Source organism: bacterium (genome assembly GCA_040755795.1).
GTDB lineage: Bacteria > UBA9089 > CG2-30-40-21 > CG2-30-40-21 > SBAY01 > JBFLXS01.
On record JBFLXS010000183.1, the window covers coordinates 1 to 7,508 of the forward strand.

The following is a 7,508-nucleotide window of genomic DNA, read 5'->3' on the forward strand; positions in this document are numbered from 1 at the left end:
TAAACAAAAAGCATCTTTTAAGTTTTGATAAAGAAAAACAATTACTTCAACCTCTCTTCCCAAAACCACAATTCTATTTTCTCTTTGGCTATTTAATAGATTTAGCAAGTCAGGAAATGGCAAAGGGGAAAGAAATTGCTTTAATCGCCTCTTATGAGTTTGTCCCCACTCGATAGAGATAATTGGTAAGGGTTCAGGTAGGATAAAAATAAGGAGAAAGGGAGAAGATGGAGAAGTGGAGAAAAGAAGAGTTAACTGATAGGATTATTAATGCCTGTATTAATGTCCATCAAAAGTTAGTGTCGTGTTGAACAAATAACGCACGGAATTCGATTCTGGTAACTGGTGATTGGTAACTGGTAATTAAATACCGTTTGGCTGAGCTCAGGACGAAACTATTTAACCAGTTACCAGTTACCAATTATCCGTTTGCAGGTTATGAAATCTGATGATACCCCGTGCAAAACTTACTCAACACCACACCAGGATTGATGTCCGAAGGGTGGAGCAAGAAAAAGTTTGAGCCATTTCTCCAATTCTCCCTTTTCCCCATTTCTCCTTGTTTACACTTCTAATGTATAGCCCTGAACGGTTACGATAATTGACGATTTTTCTCAGTGTCTCTGTGTCTCCGTGGTGAGGGTGAACGGTTACGACTTTATTTATATCTGGCCGTGATATTCCTGAATAGGTTTTACTCCAAATTCACCCTGTATAAGTGCACAAATGCCATCAGCGGCGGCTAAAACACCTTGAGCCGTAGTAATAATTGGAATATTGTGAAGATAGGCATTGGTGCGCATTTTCATCTCATCCTGTCGCGGCTTTTTACCACTTGGCGTATTTATCAGAAGTTGCACCTCTTGATTTTTCATTAAATCAATCACATCAGGTCTGCCTTCTCCTACCTTTGCGATTTTAGTCATCTGCAAGTTATGTTGCATAAAGAAGTTATGTGTTCCTTCAGTGGCAATTAAGTTAAATCCTAACTCTACCAGCTTCTTAATCGCAGGCAGGATTACTGGTTTATCCTTATCCTTGACCGAGACAAAGATATTTCCTTTTTGAGGCAAGAGTTGATTTGCGGCTATTTGCGATTTGGCAAATGCCAGGCCAAAATCTGTGTCGATGCCCATTACTTCACCAGTGGATTTCATCTCTGGACCCAAAATGGTATCTGTGCCAGGAAACCGAACAAATGGGAAGACCACTTCTTTAACTGCCACATGTTTCGGTAGGACTTCTTGAGTGAATCCAAGTTCTTTAAGTGTTTTTCCAACTATAACTTTAGTTGCCAAATTAGCTAAAGAGACACCTATCGCCTTTGAGACAAAAGGTATTGTTCGGGATGCCCTCGGATTAACCTCTAAAACATATATTTCACCTTCTCGAATAGCATATTGAATGTTAATCAATCCGATTATTTCAAGTTCTTTTGCCATGGCATAGGTTTGTTTTTTAAGTTCAGCAATAATTGGTTTTGGCAGGGTATGAGGTGGAAGGACACAGGCCGAGTCCCCTGAGTGTATGCCTGCATGTTCAATGTGTTCCATAATCCCCGCAATAACCACTGTTTCTCCATCTGCAATGGCATCGACATCAACCTCAATGGCATCTTCAAGGAATTTATCAACTAAAATTGGATGTTCAGGTGAAATTTCAGCCGCAGACTGGATGTATTTTTTTAGTTCTGCCTCATCATAGACAATCTCCATTGCTCGACCACCCAGCACATAAGAAGGACGAACAAGCACCGGATAACCTATCTCTTCGGCGATTTTCTTTGCCACTTCTGGTGAAAAGGCAATGCCATTTGGTGTTTGTTTAAGATTCAATTTTTCAAGAAGCATCTTGAATCTACCCCGGTCTTCTGCACGGTCAACCGCATCCGTTGAAGTCCCTAAAATCTTTACCCCTGCTTTCTCTAAAGGAATGGCTAAATTTAATGGTGTCTGTCCACCCAGTTGAATGATGACGCCTTTTGGTTTTTCCATTTCAACGATATTTAAAATATCCTCAATCGTCATTGGCTCAAAGTAAAGTTTATCTGAGGTATCGTAGTCGGTTGAGACGGTTTCAGGATTACAATTGACCATAATACTTTCATAACCTTCTTCTTTTAAGGCAAAGGAGGCCTGACAACAACAATAATCAAACTCAATTCCCTGTCCAATGCGATTGGGACCACCACCAAGTATCATCACCTTTTCTTTGATAGATAGACGGATTTCATTTTCGGTTTCGTAGGTAGAGTAATAATAGGGTGTGTAAGCCTCAAATTCAGCCGCACAGGTATCAACTAATTTGAATGTAGCTTTTATATCATTTTTCATTCGTATCTGCCGAATAGATTCCTCATCTGAATCTAAAAGATATGCTAACTGTTTATCCGAAAAGCCATATTGCTTTGCTTTTTTAATGTTTTGAATTTTGAATTTTGAATTTTGAATCTCTCCCTCCATCTCTACAATCTGCTTGATATTTTCCAAAAACCATTTATCTATCTTACTCAATTCATAGATTTCATCCACAGTCATCCTGTGTTGCAGGGCATATCTAATGTAAAATAGCCTTTTTGAATTCGGGACAATGAGGTTTTTCTTAATTTCTGCTAAATCTTGAGGTTTATCTTTGCCATCAGCACCAAGACCAAATTTACCTATTTCCAGAGACCGCAGTCCTTTTTGAAGTGCCTCTTTAAATGTCCGTCCGATAGCCATTGCCTCACCAACAGATTTCATCGAAGTGGTTAAAACATCCTCTGCCTGAGGGAATTTTTCAAAGGTAAATCTTGGGATTTTGACCACGCAATAGTCAATAGTCGGTTCAAAAGAGGCTGGTGTTTTTTTGGTAATGTCATTTGGGATTTCATCTAAGGTATAGCCAACGGCTAATTTAGCCGCCATCTTAGCAATAGGAAAGCCGGTGGCTTTTGAGGCTAATGCAGAACTCCTTGAAACACGGGGATTTATTTCAATCACCATCATTTTACCATTATCAGGATTCACTGCAAATTGAATATTTGACCCACCAGTCTCTACGCCAATTTCACGGATGATAGCAATAGCCGCATCCCGCATCAATTGATATTCTTTATCTGAGAGAGTTTGAGCCGGGGCAACTGTGATTGAATCACCTGTATGAACACCCATTGGGTCAAAATTCTCGATAGAACAGATAATCACCACATTATCTTTGATATCACGCATCACCTCTAACTCATATTCCTTCCAGCCAAGAACAGATTCTTCAATCAATATCTCTGAAATCATACTTGCCTCCAGACCGGTTGAGGCTATCTTTTCAAACTCTTCAATGTTGTAGGCAATTCCTCCACCTGTCCCACCTAAAGTAAAGCTTGGTCGGATAATTATTGGGAAACCAATTTCCTGGGCGATGTTTTTAGCCTCATTCAGATTGTAGGCTAACCCACTTCTGGGCACCGCAAGACCAATTTTTAACATCGCCTGTTTGAATTGACTTCTATCTTCAGCCTTTTTAATCGCCTGGTAATTCGCACCAATCATCTCTACCTTGAATTTTTTAAGGATTCCCATCTCGCATACCTTAACCGCGACATTAAGTCCTGTCTGACCACCAAGTGTTGGTAAAATGGCATCAGGTCGCTCAATCTCTATGATTTTACCCACAACCTCCGGCGTAATAGGCTCAATATAGGTTTGGTCAGCCATTTGCGGGTCAGTCATAATGGTCGCAGGATTTGAATTGACCAGAATGACCTTGTAGCCTTCCTCTCTTAAAGCCTTACAGGCCTGTGTCCCGGAGTAGTCAAATTCACAGGCTTGTGAAATAATAATCGGTCCTGAACCAATAATTAATATCTTATGTATATCTGTTCGTTTTGGCATAATATTTCCTTTTTGTAACTGTTCACCGCAGAACACAGAGACGCAGAGAAAAAAATTAAAATTTATTGGTAACTATTCAGCCACAGATGAACACAGATGAAACACTGATTTTATTTTTTATCCGTGCTAATCCGTGTTAATCAGTGGCTGAATAGTTACAAAATACTTAGCAATAATTTTCGCATCAAAATTATTCCTTCTCTCCCCTTACATTTAATATAACTTCCTGTATATGTTGATATTGATTCAACATCTCTGGCCGTTCTAAAACCTCTGCAAATTCCTTAAGCCAATCATTTATGTAATCCATATTGAGATGTTCATATTGTTCGGTGAGTATTCCTTCAATATCTTGCCAATCTTGTGGTCGGCTGGCGACAGCTTTTTGAATAATCAAATCTTCTGGTGAACAAATCCAAACCTTTAACTCATTTATGTCGCAAGATATGGCACGAGTGATAATATTTTCCTCATAACCTGGTACTGCCAGCAAAAAATCAACAATAACTTCATCTATTTTCGTATCCACAATCAATGGATTTTCCAGAATATGTGGACGGGCACGCTCTGAAAAAGCAGAACGAATGATCGCACGAACAGATGAATAATCAGTATCCGTCACTAAGACCTTAATATCCACATCATAAGTAGCTCTGGTCCACCCCCATTTAGAAACAGCAAGACCTCCAATCACAGCATAACGGTAACCGTATTCTTCTAACAAAGTGATAGCTTTATGTAATACTGGTAGAAGTTGCCTTTCCATATCTTTTTCTTTTTTCCTCGAATCGACGGATAGAGGCATAATAAGTTTCCCATTCTTCCATAGCACGCTGTTGCTGGGTTAATCCTGGGTTTGGTTTAAGTTTCCAGCATAGAGACATTAACTCTTCATATTCTCGCCATTTATCAGACAATGTTTTTTTGCCAGCAGTCAACACCTGTTCAGTAAATTTGGCTTCATTCCAGACTTTATATTGACTAATAGCTTCCTTCCAAATAGTTTTATCAAGACTCATAATTTTACGACCTTTAATGATAGCGGATTGATGCCACTTGTGGCGTCATAACAGCACAAGTGCTGTTACTCCAATATAGGTTTCCTTTGTGGTCTGACCCCTGACCCCGTTCTGCCATCATTAAGTATATATGATGGTAAGGTAAATGTCAACGAAATTTTGTCCCAAACTGGTAAATTTTGTGATATATTTAACTTATCCTGTCCCACAAGTTTTAAAGATTAGCCAAAGGAATAAGGAGCAAGGTTCAAGGTAGAAAATAACCTCCCTTGCACCTCTTCACTTTTTTACACAAGTTCTGCTATAATGAGAATTACTACTTTACAATCGAAATAATTTGACAAATAACAAATATTATGATATAATAATCACCAGTTAAAATTAACATGGGAGGAAAATATCAATGGGGTTATGGATTTACCTGATATTTTTCAGTATTTTAAGTATTTTCCCTTTAGAGGTTAATGCGGCATCAGTCATTACTGTCGTAGATAATATCCATGAGCGTCGGATTTCTTTAGAATTTCTGGTCAAAAATGAAGAAGAACTTGTTTCTTTATCTGACATAGCGAATGTATTTAAAACCTTAAGTCAATGGAATCCTATTGCCAAAAAGATTACTTTAACTAAAGGGGTAGATTCTATCACCTTCAATATAGGTAGTGCCTTAGTCCAGATAAATGACCAAACGGTGCTAATGGATATGCCGGCGGAGATAATTACAGGAAGGGTATTTATTCCGGTAAAATTTGTCAAAGATAGGTTTCCACAGGCGTTTGATGTCATCGTTAGCTGGGATAAGAAGAACAAAAAATTAACCATTGATAATAAAATTTTTACCCCACCTGTTTCTTTAACTAATCAACCTACCATTGCTGAATATTTCCCACTTTCTTCAACTGGGGTTGAAGAACCTAAAAGAGAACAACAAATTGGAACGAAAACACCACCTTTAACTCCCACCATCACAAGCGAAGGATTTAAAATAAAAACGATTGTTATTGACCCAGGACATGGAGGGCATGACCCGGGTGCAGTTGGACCAAATGCATTAGAAAAAGATGTTGTTTTAGACATAGGAAAAAGACTAGCCCAATTACTTAAAGATAACCTTCCGGATGTAAAAATATTCCTCACCCGGGATGCAGATTATTTTGTTCCATTAAGAGAACGGACAGGATTTGCAAATTATAAAAAGGCAGATTTATTTATTAGTATTCACGCTAATGCCGCTTATTCAAAAGGGGCAAGTGGATTTGAAGTTTATTACCTCTCACCAAATGCCTCGGTTTCTGATGAAAGGGCAAGGGCAATAGCCGCGATAGAAAATAAGGTTGTTGAGCTTGAAAAAGAAGAAACACACCCAAATGAAACTGATTTGACACAAATTATCCTCGGTGGCCTGGCTCAACAAGAGTTTATAGATGAAAGTATTGAATTAGCAGGAATAATACAAAATATCGTTTGTAAAAAATTACATCTTGATGACCGTGGTATTAAAAGTGCCTTTTTCTGGGTTATTAAAGATGCAATGATGCCCGCAGTTCTTATCGAAACAGGCTTTATTTCCAATCCTTATGAATCTCAAAGATTAACGAGTGAAAGTTTTAAAAATGAAATGTCACAGGCTATTTGTGAGGCGATTGTTCAATACAAAGATTTATATGAGAAGAAATTAGAGGTGAATAACAAATGAAGATTAAAAAACTTTCTCTTTTAATTATTATTCCCCTTATTTTATTAGGATTGATAATATTTTTCTTCACACAAAGAGAAGATATTAAGTTTCAAATCCCATTCTTCAAGCCTAAAGAGATAAAAGTAAAATTATACTTTTCCTCTAAAGATGCTAAATCCCTTGTTTTAGAAGAACATCGAATACCCAGATTAGCCGACCCGCTTTCACAGGCTAAAGAAATTCTCAAGGAACTCATAAAAGGACCAGAATCAAAGGATTTATTTCCCACCTTACCTGAAGAAACACAAGTCCGAGCAGTCTATTTCCATGAAGATACGGCTTATGTAGATTTTTCAGCCGAGTTAACCACAAAACACCCTGGTGGGAGTTGTGGTGAAATCCAGACGATATTCTCTATCGTTAATACCCTTACGATTAACTTTCCTAAAATCAAATATGTTCAAATTTTAGTCGAGGGGAAGGAAGTTGAAACAATTGCCGGGCATATTGATACCACTATGCCCTTTAAACAAAATCTCTCGCTTATTTATCAACATAAAAAGAAAGAGTGATAAAAACGTTAACTCGTAATCCTTCCTCAAAGATTAATTCCTCATACACAATTGGAATGTTTACCTGCCTTTGATATTTTAATCCTCATCGTAGATAATTTATGACACAAACATGTTTGAAAGTCTATGGTAACATAACTAATGGTCATATAAAGGGAATGTGTGGCAGGTCTGATTTTCATACCTCACATTAGTTGTTATTCTTGAGCTATAGATACGGGTTTCGTGAAAACGGGATAAATAGTAAGCGTTCAGGTGGTGTAAGAAAAGGAGATATGGAGATAAAGGAGATAAGGGGATATTATTAAAAAAATTGAAATTAGTAGAAACTAATAGAAATTTATGGAAATTTGTTGTTTCCCACAATCAA

General features: G+C 37.8%; 5 protein-coding genes. 2 read left to right on the forward strand and 3 right to left on the reverse strand.

Annotated elements, in window-relative coordinates; genetic code table 11:
- Positions 1-662 precede the first annotated feature (662 nt).
- From carB to AB1414_12005, 3 genes are all read right to left on the reverse strand, one after another.
- On the reverse strand, positions 663-3,869 hold the full coding sequence (carB, locus tag AB1414_11995) for a carbamoyl-phosphate synthase large subunit (GenBank protein ID MEW6608144.1): 3,207 nt from the start codon (positions 3,867-3,869) through the stop codon (positions 663-665).
- Between the two features lie 190 nt (positions 3,870-4,059).
- Positions 4,060-4,635, reverse strand: a complete 576-nt coding sequence (locus AB1414_12000) for a nucleotidyltransferase (GenBank protein MEW6608145.1) — start codon at positions 4,633-4,635, stop codon at positions 4,060-4,062.
- Positions 4,604-4,888 carry a hypothetical protein gene (locus AB1414_12005; GenBank protein MEW6608146.1) on the reverse strand — a complete coding sequence of 95 codons (285 nt, stop codon included), beginning with the start codon at positions 4,886-4,888 and terminating at the stop codon, positions 4,604-4,606. Before AB1414_12005 ends, AB1414_12000 begins: the two co-directional genes overlap by 32 nt.
- Before the next feature lie 403 nt (positions 4,889-5,291).
- Here AB1414_12005 and AB1414_12010 point away from each other — a divergent pair, with 403 nt between their 5' ends.
- Complete coding sequence (locus AB1414_12010) at positions 5,292-6,584, forward strand: N-acetylmuramoyl-L-alanine amidase (GenBank protein ID MEW6608147.1); 1,293 nt, start codon at positions 5,292-5,294, stop codon at positions 6,582-6,584.
- Positions 6,581-7,138, forward strand: a complete 558-nt coding sequence (locus AB1414_12015; protein MEW6608148.1) for a GerMN domain-containing protein — start codon at positions 6,581-6,583, stop codon at positions 7,136-7,138. The genes AB1414_12010 and AB1414_12015 overlap by 4 nt, the downstream gene beginning before the upstream one ends.
- Positions 7,139-7,508 lie beyond the last annotated feature (370 nt).

Bases quoted from the DNA above. Each gene is read 5' to 3' on its own strand.
- carB (MEW6608144.1), bottom strand. From the start codon at position 3,869: ATGCCAAAACGAACAGATATACATAAGATATTAATTATTGGTTCAGGA.
- AB1414_12005 (MEW6608146.1), bottom strand. From the start codon at position 4,888: ATGAGTCTTGATAAAACTATTTGGAAGGAAGCTATTAGTCAATATAAA.
- AB1414_12000 (MEW6608145.1), bottom strand. From the start codon at position 4,635: ATGGAAAGGCAACTTCTACCAGTATTACATAAAGCTATCACTTTGTTA.
- AB1414_12010 (MEW6608147.1), top strand. From the start codon at position 5,292: ATGGGGTTATGGATTTACCTGATATTTTTCAGTATTTTAAGTATTTTC.
- AB1414_12015 (MEW6608148.1), top strand. From the start codon at position 6,581: ATGAAGATTAAAAAACTTTCTCTTTTAATTATTATTCCCCTTATTTTA.